Raw genomic sequence first — 408 nt, 5'->3', positions numbered from 1 at the left:
ATTCGAAGTGGACCCGAAGCTTACCGTTTGGGTACCCCGACGTCACCGGATACCCGAACAGCCCGCCGTATTCGAGCACCTGCGCCAGGTCGGCGACGGTCGCGCCGCCGTAGCGGAGCTTCAGGTCCCGCTCGAAGGACTGGGCGATGTCGTTGAACGCGTCGCTTCGCTCGCCAGTCTTGCCCGCTAACCCGTCAACAGTCGCCTCTGCTGGCAGTTCGAACTGGCCCCAGCGCTCGCTGTGCCCGTCCCGGAGGAGGTGCTCCTGAACGACATCGCGGTCGGACCGGGCGATTGTCAGCGTCGTGTATGGGCCGTACAGCACCATCAGCGATGCGACCATTTCCCGGCCTGCCGCGGGCAGTTCAGCGTCGTAGACCCCGATTATCGTCCCCACGGAGTTGTTCG

At 65.0% G+C, this 408-nt stretch carries 1 pseudogene; it reads right to left on the bottom strand.

The features are described 5' to 3' along the window. Nucleotides 1-408: pseudogene (locus tag FY251_RS21895) on the bottom strand (class 1 fructose-bisphosphatase); the annotation flags it as partial.

Source organism: Haloferax sp. KTX1 (genome assembly GCF_902410085.1).
Lineage (GTDB): Archaea > Halobacteriota > Halobacteria > Halobacteriales > Haloferacaceae > Haloferax > Haloferax massiliensis.
Note: the sequence above shows the minus strand (reverse complement) of the source record. Positions and strands in the feature narration are given on the sequence as shown.